Origin of the sequence: Xanthomonas arboricola pv. juglandis (assembly GCF_001013475.1) — a bacterium.
Lineage (GTDB): Bacteria > Pseudomonadota > Gammaproteobacteria > Xanthomonadales > Xanthomonadaceae > Xanthomonas > Xanthomonas arboricola.
Window position 1 is genome coordinate 407613 of record NZ_JZEF01000005.1, and the last position, 14809, is coordinate 422421.

Here is a 14809-nt window from a genome sequence, read left to right on the forward strand (position 1 = left end):
TTCATTACGTATTCAGCTCCAAATGCCTACGGTGAACTCGCACAGGCTGTTCCTGTGACGCAGGAGTAGGCAGATGAAACGCATCATCGGATCCCTCATGGTTGTATCGCTGTTGACGTCCGGCGCAGCGTTCGCCGCGCCGCAACAGCATGACGACCACGACCGCGGCGCGCAGCACCACGACGCGCGTGGTCCGGACCGCCGCGACGATCATCGCGACGACAGGCACGATGACAAGCGTGACCACCGCCCCAGCGCGCACAACGACGACCACCGCAACGATCGTCGTGGCCCGCCGTATCGGCGTGGCGAGCGCCTGGCACCGGACCACCGCGGCATACGGGTGACCGACTACCGCAAGCATCACTTGAACACGCCGCAGCGCGGGCACGAGTGGCGCCGCGTGGACAACAACTACGTGCTGATTGCGGTGGCCACCGGGCTGATCGCAAGCGTGGTCGCCGCCCGCTGACGCCAGCGGTGTAGCACAGCTTCCGGGCCCGATCCGTGGCAACACGGGTCGGGCTTTTGTTTGCCGGATCGCGGCTCAGTACACGCGGGCAGGCCGCCAGCTGCCACGATCGGGCCGGCCGTGCGACCTGCTAGGCTATGCCGATGAACGAACCGGTCGACCTGCAGCCTGCCCCCTCCTTCCTGCCCATGTCGCGGCGCTTCCGCGGCTATCTGCCCGTGGTGGTGGATGTGGAAACGGGAGGTTTCGACTGGAACAAGCACGCCCTGCTGGAAATTGCCTGCGTGCCGATCGAAATGGATGCCGACGGGCGGTTCTTCCCCGGCGACACCGCCAGTGCCCATCTGGTGCCCGCGCCAGGACTGGAGATCGACCCGAAGTCGCTGGAGATCACCGGCATCGTGCTCGACCACCCGTTCCGCTTCGCCAAGCAGGAAAAGGACGCGCTGGACCATGTGTTCGCGCCGGTGCGTGCGGCAGTGAAGAAATACGGCTGCCAGCGCGCGATCCTGGTGGGGCACAACGCGCATTTCGACCTGAACTTCCTCAACGCCGCGGTTGCGCGTGTGGGCCACAAACGCAATCCGTTCCATCCGTTCAGCGTGTTCGACACCGTGACCCTGGCCGGCGTGGCGTACGGGCAGACCGTGCTGGCGCGCGCGGCACAAGCCGCAGGCCTGGAGTGGAATGCTGCCGATGCGCATAGCGCGGTCTACGACACCGAGCAGACCGCGCGGCTGTTCTGCACGATCGCCAATGCCTGGCCGGGGCCTGACGCGGGCTGATCGAGCCGGGAATCGGGAATCGGGATTGGGGAATCGTTAAAGCAGCGGGGCTCCCTGCTTGAGACATCAGCAGTTGGCGGCGCCACTGCGTGTGCCCTTACCCTCCTCCGCCCTTCGGGCACCTTCTCCCGCAGGAGAAGGAAAGCGCCAGGCACCGTGGCTCTGCGATTCCCGATTCCCGATTCCCGATTCCCGATTCCCGATTCTCGACTCCCCAATCCCAGCATCTAACCCACACAGATGCGATCGCGCCCCGCGCTCTTGGCCTGGTACAGCGCCTGGTCGGCGCGTTGCATCAGCGATGAGCCGGTGTCGTCGTCGCGCAACTCGGCCACGCCGGCACTGAAGGTCACCTGCAGGCCTTCCACGCCGCCCCAGCCGTGGCGCGCGTGGAACAGCGCGCGGATGCGCTGGCACAGCGCCTGCGCATCCTCCAGCGTCGTGTCGGCCAGCAGCAGGGCGAACTCTTCGCCGCCCAGGCGCGCCGGCAGGTCCGACGCGCGCGCGGCGGCGGTCAGCAGCACACCGACTTCGTGCAATACCGCATCGCCACTGGCGTGCGAATAACGGTCGTTGATGCGCTTGAAGTGATCGATATCCAGGATCGCCAGCACCAGCGGACGCGCGCTGCGGCGGGCGCGGCTGATGTCGCGCGCCAGCGCCTCGTCGAAATGCCGGCGGTTGGGCAGCCCGGTCAGGGCGTCCTCGTGCGCCTGGCGCTCGAACACATCCGACTTGATGCGCAGCCGCGTCAGCAGCTCGCTTTTTTCCTGGTTGGCCTGCAGCAAGCGCTGCGCCTGCAGTTGCAGATCTTCGGTGCGTTTGCGCACCAGTTCGGCCAGGCGCGCGTTATGGGTCTTGTAGCGGCGCAACAGGAATCGGTACACCAGCGCCAGCAATAAAATCGCACCCAGCACCGCGGCCAGGCGCACGTCCTGGCGCTGCCACCACAGCGGCAGCACCTCGAACGCCCACACCGCCTCGTGCGGACTCCAGGCACCGCCCGGGTGACGGGCCGCCACATGCAAACGGTAGCGCCCCGGCGGCAGGCCGATGAATTCCACGCTGCGTTGCCGGCCACGCTCGGTCCAGTCGCTGTCCAGGCCTTCCAGCCGCGTGCGGTATTCGATCCGCTCCGGCAGCAGAAAACTCATGCCGACGTAGGACACGTTCAGGCGATGCCCGCCCGGCAGGCGTGCCTGCTGCCGCCATGTCAGCGGACGTGCGTCCTGCTGCACGCTTTCGATCACCGCAGGCGGCGCGCGCCGCTCGCGAAAGCGCTGCAGGCGCGCCGGGTCGACCGTGCTCACGCCGCCGGCGGTGACCACCCAGATCGAGCCGTCAGCACGCGCGATCATGCTCGGCCCGGAGCTGCCGTTGGCCTGCGCGTTGCCCATGCCGTCGATCTCGCCATAGCGTTCGATGAGCAGCCGGCCGCGTCCATCGGCAACCGCGTTGAGCTGCGTGAGTTGCGTGCGCAACACGCCGCGATTGCTGCTGATCCAGGCATTGCCGAACCGGTCGCCGACCAGCTGGAACACCGTATCGACCGGCATGCCCTGCTCCAGCCCCACGCGTGCGAGTCTGCCGTTGCGCACCCGGTACAGGCCGCGATCGGTCGAGATCCAGACAGCGTCACCGATGCGCTGAAAACCGAACACGCTCCGCGCACCGCCCAGCGCTTCCAGATTCAATTGCTGCAGTTTTCCGTCGCGCAGTACCGCCGCGCCGTCGACCGAGCCGATCCACAGCGCGCCATCGATGCTGGCCAGCGCGGTCACCACGCCATCGGGCAGGCCGTCGACGGCCAGGGGCACTCGCTTGCCGTTCACCAACTTCACCACGCCGCGCTGCGTGGCCAGCCATACCACGCCGGAGTCTTCGATCACGATGGCGCGGATATGCCCGCTGGGAATGCCCTCGGCGTCGCCGTAATGCCGCAGCAGGCGTCCGTCGCGCAGCACGAAGACGCCATCGGCATAGGTGCCCACCCAAAGATCGCCGTGCCGATCCAGCGCCAGGCTGAGCACCGAGAGCTTGCGCCCGGATGGCGTGGCCACCGCCACCGGCACGATGCGTCCGTCCGGCAGCATCCGATCCAGGCCGGCGGTGCTGGCGATCCACAAGCTGCCGTCGCGGTCTTCCAGCACCGCGCGGGCGTAGTCGCCGCTCAGCCCATCGCGTTGGCTGTAACTGCTGAACAACGTCTCGCGCAGCCGAAACAGCCCGCCGTTGGCGCCGACCCAGATGCTGCCTTCGGCATCCTCGCGCAGGCTGACGATGCGCCCGGTCGGCAGGCTGCGACCAGCCGGCAGATGCTCCACTCCACGACTGCCGATGCGCAGCAGCCCCTGATTTTCGCTGCCCAGCCACAGGTCGCCGTGGCGGTCCTGCAGCATCGCGGTGAAATGGCCCTGCCCGGGCACCCGCCGCACCAGCTCCGCAGTCTCGCCCCGCAGCCGATACAGCTGCTCGCCGGCGACAACCCACAGCGTGCCGTCCGGCGCGCGGTATGGCCACGCCAGCCCCGGCGGCAGGCCGAAGGCAGCCGGGGCGCGATGCATGCGCCCGTCCGGTTCGCGATAGATCAGGCCGTCCAGCGTGCCGATCAGCAGCCGGCCCTGGTCGTCAAACGCCATGCGCGGAAAGCTGCTCTGCAGCGGCACGCCATCGCGCGGCGGAAAATACTCGAAGCGCCCATCCGGCCACAGGCAGCCCAGCCCGTGGCCCTCGAACAGCAACCACATGCGGCCGTGCGCATCCATGGTCATTGCATGGATCAGCGCCTGCGGCCACTGTCCCTGCCGCTGCCAGTGCCGCCACTGCCCGTCGCTGCCGTGCCGCACCAGATTGCCGCGCGCATCGCTGAGCCACAGCGCCCCGTCGTGGTCGACGTACAAGGCGCCGACGCCATTGTCGGGCAGGCCGGGACGCGTGCTGCGGTCGATGATGCCGAATTCCAGGCCGTTGTAACGCACCAGGCCTTCCCAGGTGGCGAACCACAGGTAGCCGTCGCGGGTCTGGGCGATATCGCGCAAGGAGTTGTGCGGCAGGCCGTTACGCGAGCTCCAGCTGTCGATCGCGTAGTCGCGCAATGGCGCCGTGCCGGCCGGTGCAGCCAGTGCCGCGAGCGAGCACAGCGCCAGCAGCATGCAGACAACGGCACCGAGCCAGCGCTGCGGCCGCCTGTCTCCCCGTGCCGACGCCTTGGCATCGCATCCGTTCTCGCCCGTCGACCAGGCCCCCGCCCCATCTCTCATCAGACATAACACGCCGTTCGCTGACGATATGGTAGGCAAAAACGGGCACGCGCGCCGGTCAATCGTCGCACGCCTTGGTCAACGTCATGCGCGGCGGGCCACCTGCGCGCCCGGCACTGCAGCGGCAAGCGCACCGACGCCATGGTTTGCGCAGATCGGCCCCTGCGTGGGTGCGCGGATCGAACCGCGCCGCACGCGCGATCTCGCCATGCCGATCGACCTACGCGGCTCGCCATTGGCACGCAAGTGCGATTTAGTGTGGTTGGCAACACAGGGCGAACAGTCGCCAGCTGGATGCGGACGACGTGCAGCAAGCGCAGTGCACGGGTGGTGCGTGCCGAGTCAGGGCATCGGCCGCGCCCGCACCCACCTGGCGGTGAGCGCAGTCGTTTCGGTCGCCGCCTCAGGCGCCCAGGCGCTGGCGTACCGCTTCGAACAGGGTCACACCGGCGGCCACCGACACGTTGAGGCTTTCGATATCGCCCGGCATCGGGATCTTGACCAGGCCATCGCAATGCTCGCGGGTGAGACGACGCAGGCCGTCGGCCTCGCCACCGAGCACCAGCCCGACGTTGCCGCGCAGGTCCACGCTATACAGCGACGCCTCGGCTTCACCGGCCAGGCCATACAGCCACACGCCCTGCTTCTGCAGATCGCGCAGGCAACGCGCCAGATTGGTCACCGCGACCACCGGAATACGGTCGGCCGCACCGGCCGAGGTCTTGCGCACGGTCGCGTTGACGGTGGCCGACTTGTCCTTGGGAATGACCACTGCAGTGACGCCGGCCGCGGCCGCGCTGCGCAGGCATGCACCGAGATTGTGCGGGTCCTGCACGCCATCGAGGATCAGCAGCAAGGCGCGTCCCTCGGCTGCGGTCACCAGCGCTTCGAGCTCGTTTTCGGCCCACAGCCGCGCTGCGGCATAACGCGCGACCACGCCCTGGTGGCGCACCTGCCCACCGACGCCATCGAGTGCCTGGGTGTTGACCCGGCGCACGTCGATGCCCTTGCGGCGGGCCTGCTCTTCGATTTCGATCAGGCGCGGATTCTTGCTGCCGGCCTCAATCAAGACCTCGCGCACGTTGTCGGCGTCGTTCTCGACGGACGAGGCGACGGCGTTGACGCCGACGATCCACTGATTCTGCTTGCTGCTCATTGCGCCGGATACGAAGAGATAAAGGGGAATGGTAGGGCCTGCGGCCTGCCACGTCACGGCCGGAGCGCAGACGGCGCTGGCGGCAAGGAGATCGCGGTGCTCCTGGGCCACGGCCAGAACCTCAGCACGCTGTACGGTCAATTGCGGGGATCGAAGATGGCGCTCGCACCATTGTGATGGTGCCGGCACCTGCACGCACCCGCTATCGCGCCCCCCTGCGATCTGCACTCACGCCTGCGGGCGCGGACTCACACTGGCCACTGCGCGGTATCGTGATCCGGGTGCTGCCTTGACACCACATCGGCCAGAAACGTCGATGCGGCGACATCTTCCTCGGTAGTGCGCGCCGGTAGATCGGCCAATGCATCGACGAAGGGCAGCTTGCGCTCCGCCCCGTACTGGATTGCCGGAGGCAGCCGCTCGGGCGTATCGAACGCACCGGCAGCAATCGCCAGGCCGTCGGGCGCTTCATAGGTCAGCGGCGTTCCACACTCGGCGCAGAAGCCACGCAACACCAACGATGAAGAAGCGAAGCGCTTCGGCTCGCCGCGTGTCCAGCTGAACTCGGTACCGCGCACCGAAACCAACGGCGCGTAGTAGGAACCGAAGGCTTTTTGACACATGCGGCAATGGCAGATCGAGGCGTCCGTCAGCCTGCCGCGCACATGGAAACGCACGGCACCGCACTGGCAGCCACCGCTGTACTCGATTGCTGCGTCCATCGTCGCCTCAAGCCTTGAAAGTGGGCATCCAGCGCGCGTTGCGAGCGTCTGCCCGCAACGACCTGCCGCTCATATCTGGCGGTCCGTACGCATCGCGAGCCGCCGCCGGACGGCGGCTCGCGGTCCTGCAGACGCGCTTAGTACTGCTTCTTCTTGCGCTTGGCCGGCTGAGCACTCGGCGGCGGCGGTTCGGGCGAATCGCCGCGATCCTCGGCTAGGCGGAAGTCGATCTTGCGCTCCTCCATGCTGGCTTTCAGCACCAGCACCCGCACCGGATCGCCCAGACGGAACGTGCGGCCACGGCGCTCGCCACTGAGCGTCTTGCGGATCGGATCGAACTGGTAATAGTCCTGCGGCAGCTGGGTGACATGCACCAGGCCGTTGACCTTGGACTGGGTCAACTCCACGAACAGGCCGAACCCGGTCACGCCGCTGATCACGCCATCGAACTGGCCGCCGACATGCTTTTCCATCCACGCGGCGCGATACCGCTCGTCGACTTCGCGTTCGGCTTCGTCGGCACGCCGACCACGCTCGGAACACTGCAGCGACAAGGCCGCCATCTGACGCGGGGTGTAGATGTATTTTTCCGGGCTGGCGCCGGTCAGGGCGTGCTTGATCGCGCGGTGCACCAGCAGGTCCGGGTAACGCCGGATCGGCGAGGTGAAGTGCGCATACGCCTCCAGCGCCAAACCGAAGTGACCGTTGTTGTCCGGCGAATACACCGCCAGGCTCTGACTGCGCAGCAGCACCGATTCCAGCAGCGCCGCATCCGGGCGCGCGCGCACCTTCTTCAGCAACTTGGTGTAGTCGCCGGGGCGCACCTTGCTCCATGCCGGCAGGCTCAGCTGGAATTCCTTGAGGAACTCCAGCAGATCTTCGTACTTGCTCTCCGGTGGCCGCTCGTGCACGCGGTACGGCGCCGGCACATGCATGCTCAGCAGATAACGCGCGGCCTCGACGTTGGCGGCGATCATGCATTCTTCGATCAGCTTGTGCGCATCGTTGCGCACCAGCATGCCGGCCTGGGTGACTTCGCCGGTGTTGTCGAGCACGAAACGCACTTCGGAGGTCTCGAACTCGATTGCGCCACGCTGCGTGCGCGCCTTGGACAGCACGTTGTACAGCTGATGCAGGCGCTGCACCTGCGGCAGCAACGGGCCGATGAAGGCCTTGGTATCGGCGTCGTCTTCGCCCACCGCCTTCCAGACCTGGTTATAGGTCAGGCGCGCATGCGAGTTCATCACCGCCTCGTAGAAACGCGAACCGGTGACTTCGCCGTCGCGCCCCACCTGCATGTCGCAGACGAAGCACATGCGGTCGACCTTGGGCATCAGCGAGCAGATGCCGTTGGACAGCGTCTCCGGCAGCATCGGCACCACGAACCCCGGGAAATACACCGAGGTAGCGCGCTTCTGTGCTTCATCATCCAGCGGCGTGCCCGGACGCACATAGTTGGACACGTCGGCGATCGCCACCACCAGACGGAAGCCGTCGGCATTGGGCTCGCAATACACCGCATCGTCGAAATCCTTGGCGTCTTCGCCGTCGATGGTGACCAGCGGCATCTGCCGCAGATCAACGCGCCCGCCGATCATCTGCGGCTCGACCACCAACGGCACTGCCGCGGCTTCGTCCAGCACTTCCTGCGGGAATTCGTGCGGCAGCTCATGGCCGTGGATGGCCATCTCCACCACCAGCGACGGGGTGAGCTTGTCGCCGAGCACCGCGATGATCTTGCCGATCGCCGGGCGCCGCGCGTCCGGCGGCGCGATCAGTTCGCACACCACCAACTGCCCTTCGCGCGCATCGCCGATGCCATCCGGTGCGATCTGCACGTTGCGTTGCACGCGCTTGTCGTCCGGGTCGACATAGGCCACGCCATGCTCGTAGAAGAAGCGTCCGAGCATGCGTGACATGCGGCGTTCGAGCACGCGGGCGATCGCACCTTCGCGACGGCCGCGGCGGTCGATGCCGGTGACGTTGGCCAGCGCACGATCGCCGTGCATGACCTTGCGCATTTCATAAGGCGGCAGGAACAGGTCGTCGCCACCCTCGTCCGGCTTGAGGAAGCCGAAGCCTTCCGGATTGGCGATCACCACGCCGGCAATCAGACTGGTCTGCTGCACCGGCGCGTAGCCGCCGCGACGGTTCTGCACCAGCTGCGCTTCGCGCACCATCGCCGCCAGGCGTTTGCCCAGCGCGTCGATGCGGTCGCTGAGATTGAGTTGTTCGGCGATTTCCTCGGCGGTCTGTGGGCCATCGCAGGCGTCGAGCAACTGCAGGATGGCTTCGCGGCTGGCGATCGGCTCGGCGTAGCGCAGTGCTTCGCGATCGGCATGCGGATCCTTGAACTCCGCCGCCGGCGCGGGCGCTTCGGTCGGCGCCTGCTGGAAGCGTTCCGGCGGCGGCGCCGGCGGACCGCTCTTGCGCGGATGCGGTGCGCGTGGTGCCGGCGGCGTGGGCAGCGCGGGCGCTACCGGCAGCTCGGGCGAGGCGTTGGCGGCCTTGTCGGCAGCGCGTTTGTTGGCGGACTTGGTCGACGCACCGGCGGCGGCGCGGACCAGGAAGTCCGGCATCCAGCCCGGCAACTTCTGTTTTTCGGCGGTGGTGGACTCGCCCGGGCTGGTGGACTTGCGGCGACTGGGCCGATCGGAATCTGGGGTGTTTTTCTTTGTCATTGCTTACATGGTACCCCTTGCGGCCGCGCCATGGGCAGCAAGCCTCGCCCGGCCGGCCATCATTGCCGCTCGCCAGGCATTGACAAGCCCGCCGGGAGTCTGCAAAATTCGCGGCTCACCTGCCCAGGTGGCGGAATTGGTAGACGCACTAGCTTCAGGTGCTAGCGGGGGCAACTTCGTGGAGGTTCGAGTCCTCTTCTGGGCACCAGTTTAAAAAGACCTCCGAGCAATCGGGGGTCTTCTGGCTTCTGGGGTCCGGAAAGTTCTGCTGGTGGCCACGCGCTTGCGTTGCCGGCCGATGGCAGCCCGCTATTGATCGGCGGCCGGCGCTTCATTCCGCTCACCTCATGACGCGGCAACCGCGCAACCGGACAGCCTGCTACACGACAGCAGCGCCCTCTTCGACGCCGCTGCCCTGACTCCGCAGCGCAGGCCGGCCTATGGCGTTGCCGTGATGCCCGCCTCGCGCAGCGCCGTGGCCCAGATCGCATACCCGGTCTCACTGGGATGGGTGCCGTCGGGCATCAGCGCCTCGGGCAAGGTCCCGTCCGGCTGCAGCATCCGAGGGCCGATGTCGACCAGACGCACGGACCGATCCTTGCCATAACGCGCGGCCAACAGCCGATTGGTCTCGGCAATGGGCGCGCGCTGCGCATCCCCGGCATGGCGCCCGCGCGGCATGATCGCCATCAGGATCAGCTGACTCCTGGGCAAACGGCGACGCACCTCGCTCACCACCGCCTCCACGCCCTGCGCGGTCTCGGCCGGCGTGGAGGCGCGCGCTTGCGCGGTGCCGGTGAGGTTGTTGGTGCCGATATGCAGCACCACCCAGCGCGGATCCAGGCCGTCGAGCTCGCCCTGGCGGATGCGCCACAGCACGTTCTGGGTGCGGTCCCAGCCAAAGCCCAGATTCAGCACCGGGGCCCTGCCGTACAACCAGCTCCACGACTCGGGGCCACTGACACGCGTGGCCTGCGGTGTGCCGGCCCAGAAGTGCGTGATCGAATCGCCGATCATCACCATCTCGGGCTTGAGCGTGCGCGCTGCGGCCAGCGCCGCATGGTGACGCGCATACCAGTCGTAGGAGTCCTGCTCCAGACGGTCGACCGGAATCAGCGAGGTCGCAAAATCGCGGCCCAGCGCGGCAACCGGCTTGACCGGCGGCTCGCCGAGCAGGCGCGCCAGGGTGGGCTCGATCGCCTCGGCCAGCATGCGCTGGCCTTGCGTGTCCGGATGCAGGGCAGCAGCCGGCGGACGGAAACGGGTGTCGTAAAACAGCTCGGTGCGCAGCTTGCCGTCGCGCTGGAAGATCGACCCCACATCCAGATAGGTCACGCGTGGATTGTCGCCATAGCGCACCGCCAGGCCCTGGTTGATCTGCGCATCGCGGCGCGACTTCTCGCTGGAGATGTCGCTGGGCAGCACACCCACCAGCAAGATCTGCGTGCGCGGTAACTTCTGTTCGATCGCCGCCACCACCGCATCGATACCGAGCTGGGCCTGCTCCGCGGTCTGGCCGAGGTGACCGGTGTTGTTGGTACCGATCAATACCAGCGCGACCTTGGGCTGCAGGCCATCGACCTCGCCATTGGCCAGCCGCCACAGCACGTTCTCGGTGCCATCGCCGCTGAAGCCCAGATTGAGCGCGCCACGGCTGCCGTAGAAGGTTTGCCAGGTCGGCTGAAAATCCTCGTCCGGTGCCTTGGCTTTTTCGTAGTTCTGGGTGATCGAATCGCCGATCAACAACAGCGGCGTGTCGGCGTGCTGCTTCACCTGCTCCAGCACCTGCGCATGCCGCTGCGCCCACCAGGCTTCCTGCAGGCGGTCGGTGGGCACGATCGAGGGCGGCGGCGTTTGCGCACTTGCCGCAGCGCAGACCAGCAACAGCCCCCAACACACCAGCACGAGCACAATTGCGGACAACGAAAGGCGGGAAAACACAGCGTGCAAGGACCGGGGCATGCGCGCACCAGAGGCCAGAGAAGCCGCGATTGTGATCCGCGCGCGCCGCGCACGACAAGGTGGGGCGCAACCTTGTGCGATGTAGGGCTGTGACGGTGCTTGCAGTGTGCCGGCGCCAGGCCAATGACACGGCGCCGCTGCGACATCTGAGCGCCCACGTTTGCGTAGGAGCGCGCTTGCGCGCGATGGGGCGTTATCGATAACGCTCCATCGCACGCAAGCGCGCTCCTACACAGGGTGAGGCAATCGCCAGCGCCACGGTGCCGGATCGACTGCTGCGCAGCTCGGGCCGATGGTGTCGACCGCGACGTACTGCCGGATCAGGCCCTTCAGCGCAGGCCGGTCTCGCCACGCGCGATCACCAGACGCTGGATTTCCGAGGTGCCCTCGTAGATCTCGGTGATCTTGGCGTCGCGGAAGTAACGTTCCAGCGGCATTTCCTTGGAATAGCCCATGCCGCCGTGGATCTGCACCGCCTGATGGGTGATCCACATCGCCGCCTCAGAAGCGGTGAGCTTGGCCACGGCCGCTTCGGTGCCGAACTTCTGGCCCTGCCCCTTCAACCAGGCCGCGCGCAGCGTCAGCAGCAGCGCTGCATCCAGCTTGCACTTCATGTCGGCGATCTTGGCCTGGGTCATCTGGAAGGTGCCGATGGCCGCGCCGAAGGCCTTGCGCTCCTTGACGTAGGCCAGGGTCGCTTCATAGGCCGCACGCGCGATGCCGACCGCCTGCGAAGCGATGCCGATGCGCCCGGCGTCGAGCACGCTCATCGCGGTCTTGAAGCCCTCGCCTTCCACGCCCAGCACTTCCTCAGGCTGGGCGATGTAATCGGCAAACTCGATCTCGCAGGTGGCCGAGGCACGGATGCCGAGCTTGGGCTCGGTCTTGCCGCGATGGAAGCCGGCGCGATCGGCGTCGACCATGAAGGCAGTGATGCCGCGCGAGCCCTTGTCCGGCTCGGTCACCGCAAACAACACGATGTATTTGGCGACCGGGCCGGAGGTGATCCAGCTCTTCTTGCCGTTGATCACGAAGCTGCCATCGGCCTGCTTGACCGCGCGGCAGCGCATCGCCGAGGCATCCGAACCGGACTGCGGCTCGGTCAGTGCGAACGCGCCGATCTGCGCACCTTCGGCGATCGCGCGCACGTACAACTGTTTCTGCGCCTCGCTGCCGTTCTTCAGGATGCCGGTGCAAAAAAGCGAGTTGTTGACCGACACGATGGTGGAATGCGCGCCGTCGGCGGCGGCGATCTCGATCATCGCCAGCGCATAGCTGATCGGGTCCATGCCGGCGCCACCGTACTCGGCCGGCACCTCGATGCCCATCAGGCCGTTTTCGCCGAGCAGGCGGATGTTCTCCAGCGGGAACTCGCCGCTGCGATCGAACTGCTCCGCGCTGGGGGCGATCTTTTCCTGGGCGATGCGGCGGGCCACATCCTGGATCATCAATTGTTCTTCGGTAAAGCTGAAATCCACGTCGCACCCCTCCAGGCCTAGGCTGAGCGCCCATTGTAGCCCCAACCATTCGCATGCGTATGTAGTTGACCCCACATCCTGCCCGGCCGAAAATATCTCCATATCGCGATATAGAGATATTCATGGATCTGGAAGACTGGTCGGCGCGCCTGAAGGTATTTGCCGACGCCACCCGCGTCCGCCTGCTGACCTTGCTGGAGCAGGAAGAACTCACCGTGGCCGAGCTGTCGGCGATCACCCGCCTGGCCCAGCCGCGCGTGTCCACGCACCTGGCCAAGCTCAAGGAAGCCGGGCTGGTGCGCGACCGCCGCGCCGGCGTGTCGGCTTACTACCGTTTCGATGAGGTGTCGCTGGACCCGGCGCAGCGCGCCCTGTGGCTGGCATTGAGCACCGGCAGCGACGATCCGCTGCTGCGTCAGGACGCCGAGCGCGTGGCCGCAGTGCTGGCCAACCGCGCCGCCGACCAGAACTGGGCCGATTCGGTGGCCGGCGACATGGAACGGCACTACTCCCCGGGGCGCACCTGGGAGGCGCTGGCGCGCACCGCCCTGCCCCTGCTGGAAACCGGCGACGTGCTCGACATCGCCTCCGGCGACGGCGTGCTGGCCGAGCTGGTGGCACCACATGCCACCCGCTACATCTGCATCGACACCAGCGCACGCGTGGTCGCCGCCGCCAGCGAGCGCCTGCGCAAGCTGCGCAATGTGGAAGTGCGCGAGGGTGACATGCATGCGCTGCCGTTTCCCGATGCCAGTTTCGATCTGGTAGTGCTGATGCATGCGCTCACCTATGCAGCCAAGCCGGCGCAGGCAGTGGCCGAATCCGCGCGCGTGCTGCGCCCCGGCGGCCGCCTGCTGCTGTGCAGCCTGGCCAAGCACGAACACCGCGCCGCGGTGCACGCCTATGGCCACGTCAATCTCGGCTTTGCTGCCAAGGAACTGCGCAGGTTTGCCGAGAAAGCCGGGCTGGACGTGTCCAGCCTGGAGACGGTGACGCGCGAGAAGCGCCCGCCGCATTTCGAGGTGATTTCGTTGATTGCGGTGAAGCCGGGAATCGGGAGTCGGGAATCGGGAATCGTTGAAAGCAAAGGCGCTGCTTCGCGGAGAGCTGAATCATGACGCAGGTATCCAATCCCCAATCTCCAATCCCGTTTGCATTGCCCTGGCTGCATCCCGAGCGCGCCGCCAGGCTGACTGCCGCGCTCGCCGAACGCATCCTCATCATCGACGGCGCGATGGGCACGATGATCCAGCGCCACGATCTGCAGGAGCCCGACTACCGCGGCAGCCGCTTTGCCGACGGTTACGACAGCGCGCAGGTGCACGTGCATGGCCCGGGCTGCGATCATGTACACGCGCCGGAAGGCCACGACCTGAAAGGCAACAACGATCTGCTGTTGCTGTCGCGCCCGGAGATCATCGCCGGCATCCATCGCGCCTATCTGGACGCCGGTGCCGACCTGCTGGAAACCAATACCTTCAACGCCACCTCGGTGAGCCAGGCCGACTATCACCTGGAACATCTGGTCTACGAATTGAACAAGGCCGGCGCGCAGGTCGCGCGCGCGTGCTGCGACGAAGTCGAGGCGCTGACCCCGCACAAGCCGCGCTTCGTGATCGGCGTGCTCGGCCCCACCAGCCGCACCGCCTCGATCAGCCCGGACGTCAACGACCCCGGCTACCGCAACACCAGCTTCGACGCCTTGCGCGACACCTATCGCGAGGCCATCGACGGCCTGATCGACGGCGGTGCCGACACGCTGATGGTGGAAACCATCTTCGACACGCTCAACGCCAAGGCCGCGCTGTATGCGATCGAGGAAGTGTTCGAAGCGCGCCGCGGACGCCTGCCGGTGATGATCTCCGGCACCATCACCGATGCCTCCGGACGCACCTTGTCCGGCCAGACGGCCGAGGCGTTTTACGCCTCGGTCGCGCATGGGCGGCCGCTGTCGGTGGGGCTGAACTGCGCGCTCGGTGCCAAGGACCTGCGCCCGCATGTGGAAACGCTGGCGCAGATTGCCGACGCCTACGTCAGCGCGCATCCCAATGCCGGCCTGCCGAATGCCTTCGGCGAGTACGACGAAACCCCGGAAGAAATGGCCGAAACCCTGCGCGAATTCGCGCAGGCCGGCCTGCTCAATCTGGTCGGCGGCTGCTGCGGCACCTCGCCGGATCACATCCGTGCGATCGCCGAAGCGGTCGCCGACCTGCCGCCACGGCAATTGCCTGGCGCGCAGGAGCTGGCGGCGTGATGCAGAGCGATGACGCTCAACCCTCCTTCGGGCACCTTC

The 14809-nt window shown here is 66.8% G+C and carries 10 protein-coding genes, 1 tRNA gene and 1 other RNA gene; 5 read left to right on the plus strand and 7 right to left on the minus strand.

Annotation, left to right across the window (positions count from 1 at the left end; genetic code table 11):
* The first annotated feature begins 73 nt into the window (after nt 1-73).
* Entirely contained in the window at nt 74-472 is a 399-nt protein-coding gene (locus XARJCFBP2528_RS18985; protein WP_026064914.1) for an RcnB family protein, read from the plus strand.
* Between the two features lie 137 nt (nt 473-609).
* Nucleotides 610-1257, plus strand: a complete 648-nt coding sequence (gene rnt / locus XARJCFBP2528_RS18990) for a ribonuclease T (RefSeq protein WP_016904915.1) — start codon at nt 610-612, stop codon at nt 1255-1257.
* A gap of 227 nt (nt 1258-1484) precedes the next feature.
* On the opposite strand, the gene XARJCFBP2528_RS18995 is transcribed toward rnt, so the two are convergent.
* From XARJCFBP2528_RS18995 to rnr, 5 genes are all read right to left on the minus strand, one after another.
* A complete protein-coding gene (locus XARJCFBP2528_RS18995) occupies nt 1485-4517 on the minus strand; it encodes a ligand-binding sensor domain-containing diguanylate cyclase (protein ID WP_047124997.1) in 3033 nt (1010 codons plus the stop codon).
* A gap of 260 nt (nt 4518-4777) precedes the next feature.
* Nucleotides 4778-4853: non-coding RNA, sX9 sRNA (locus tag XARJCFBP2528_RS22925), on the minus strand.
* Between the two features lie 67 nt (nt 4854-4920).
* Nucleotides 4921-5673 (minus strand): 23S rRNA (guanosine(2251)-2'-O)-methyltransferase RlmB, encoded by a 753-nt coding sequence (gene rlmB, locus XARJCFBP2528_RS19000; RefSeq protein ID WP_024940443.1) that lies wholly within the window; start codon nt 5671-5673, stop codon nt 4921-4923.
* Nucleotides 5674-5921: 248 nt separating this feature from the next.
* The gene (locus XARJCFBP2528_RS19005) at nt 5922-6395 is read right to left on the minus strand and encodes a GFA family protein (protein WP_016904291.1); all 474 of its coding nucleotides are present in this window, start codon (nt 6393-6395) and stop codon (nt 5922-5924) included.
* Between the two features lie 137 nt (nt 6396-6532).
* Complete coding sequence (gene rnr / locus XARJCFBP2528_RS19010; RefSeq protein ID WP_016904292.1) at nt 6533-9076, minus strand: ribonuclease R; 2544 nt, start codon at nt 9074-9076, stop codon at nt 6533-6535.
* Nucleotides 9077-9197: 121 nt separating this feature from the next.
* Between rnr and XARJCFBP2528_RS19015 the strand changes: the two genes are divergently transcribed.
* Nucleotides 9198-9284: transfer RNA gene (locus XARJCFBP2528_RS19015), tRNA-Leu, on the plus strand.
* 230 nt (nt 9285-9514) lie between these two features.
* Here the strand turns inward: XARJCFBP2528_RS19015 and XARJCFBP2528_RS19020 are convergent.
* The gene (locus XARJCFBP2528_RS19020) at nt 9515-11038 is read right to left on the minus strand and encodes a platelet-activating factor acetylhydrolase IB subunit (RefSeq protein ID WP_080959854.1); all 1524 of its coding nucleotides are present in this window, start codon (nt 11036-11038) and stop codon (nt 9515-9517) included.
* A gap of 329 nt (nt 11039-11367) precedes the next feature.
* Nucleotides 11368-12486, minus strand: coding sequence for an acyl-CoA dehydrogenase family protein (locus XARJCFBP2528_RS19025; protein ID WP_223571058.1), 1119 nt, complete (start codon nt 12484-12486; stop codon nt 11368-11370).
* Nucleotides 12487-12638: 152 nt separating this feature from the next.
* Here XARJCFBP2528_RS19025 and XARJCFBP2528_RS19030 point away from each other — a divergent pair, with 152 nt between their 5' ends.
* Complete coding sequence (locus XARJCFBP2528_RS19030; RefSeq protein WP_016904295.1) at nt 12639-13634, plus strand: ArsR/SmtB family transcription factor; 996 nt, start codon at nt 12639-12641, stop codon at nt 13632-13634.
* Nucleotides 13631-14770 (plus strand): homocysteine S-methyltransferase family protein, encoded by a 1140-nt coding sequence (locus XARJCFBP2528_RS19035; RefSeq protein ID WP_026064769.1) that lies wholly within the window; start codon nt 13631-13633, stop codon nt 14768-14770. Before XARJCFBP2528_RS19030 ends, XARJCFBP2528_RS19035 begins: the two co-directional genes overlap by 4 nt.
* The last annotated feature ends 39 nt before the right edge of the window (nt 14771-14809 follow it).

Excerpts from the sequence above, each read along its gene's own strand:
- XARJCFBP2528_RS18985 (WP_026064914.1), top strand. The coding sequence starts at position 74 with ATGAAACGCATCATCGGATCCCTCATGGTTGTATCGCTGTTGACGTCC.
- rnt (WP_016904915.1), top strand. The coding sequence starts at position 610 with ATGCCGATGAACGAACCGGTCGACCTGCAGCCTGCCCCCTCCTTCCTG.
- XARJCFBP2528_RS18995 (WP_047124997.1), bottom strand. The coding sequence starts at position 4,517 with ATGAGAGATGGGGCGGGGGCCTGGTCGACGGGCGAGAACGGATGCGAT.
- rlmB (WP_024940443.1), bottom strand. The coding sequence starts at position 5,673 with ATGAGCAGCAAGCAGAATCAGTGGATCGTCGGCGTCAACGCCGTCGCC.
- XARJCFBP2528_RS19005 (WP_016904291.1), bottom strand. The coding sequence starts at position 6,395 with ATGGACGCAGCAATCGAGTACAGCGGTGGCTGCCAGTGCGGTGCCGTG.
- rnr (WP_016904292.1), bottom strand. The coding sequence starts at position 9,076 with ATGACAAAGAAAAACACCCCAGATTCCGATCGGCCCAGTCGCCGCAAG.
- XARJCFBP2528_RS19020 (WP_080959854.1), bottom strand. The coding sequence starts at position 11,038 with ATGCCCCGGTCCTTGCACGCTGTGTTTTCCCGCCTTTCGTTGTCCGCA.
- XARJCFBP2528_RS19025 (WP_223571058.1), bottom strand. The coding sequence starts at position 12,486 with ATGATCCAGGATGTGGCCCGCCGCATCGCCCAGGAAAAGATCGCCCCC.
- XARJCFBP2528_RS19030 (WP_016904295.1), top strand. The coding sequence starts at position 12,639 with ATGGATCTGGAAGACTGGTCGGCGCGCCTGAAGGTATTTGCCGACGCC.
- XARJCFBP2528_RS19035 (WP_026064769.1), top strand. The coding sequence starts at position 13,631 with ATGACGCAGGTATCCAATCCCCAATCTCCAATCCCGTTTGCATTGCCC.